Below are 298 nucleotides of genomic sequence, written 5' to 3'. Positions count from 1 at the left end.
CTGAGCGTCGCCTGCAGCATGTCGCGGATTTGGTCGCGGCCCTCCATGGTCTTCAAGTTCCAGGTGAAGGCCACGAGGTCGCGCCAGTAGCAGTCAGCCTGGAAACAATTGACGGCGGTATCGATGTCGCCGGCTTCCAGCGCCTTGCCGAATTTGTCGAGCAGCGCCTGCGCCTTGGTGGTGGGTGTCCTCTCGAGCATGTGTTCTCCTCCGCTTGCTAGAGTCCGATCAGAATGGGGGCTTTGACCGAGCGCTGCATGTCGGTCACTTCTTCCGGGCGCTCATCGATCAGAAGCAC

1 protein-coding gene is annotated in these 298 nt (G+C 60.7%); it reads right to left on the bottom strand.

Features of this window, described 5'->3' with window-relative positions:
• A partial coding sequence (locus EN818_RS31885; RefSeq protein WP_135906749.1) for a nuclear transport factor 2 family protein occupies window positions 1-200 on the bottom strand: 200 nt, incomplete at its 3' end.
• Window positions 201-298: the final 98 nt, after the last annotated feature.

Origin of the sequence: Mesorhizobium sp. M3A.F.Ca.ET.175.01.1.1 (genome assembly GCF_004791945.1) — a bacterium.
Lineage (GTDB): Bacteria > Pseudomonadota > Alphaproteobacteria > Rhizobiales > Rhizobiaceae > Mesorhizobium.
The sequence above is the reverse complement of the archived record's forward strand: the minus strand, read 5'-3'. Positions and strand labels throughout refer to the sequence as shown.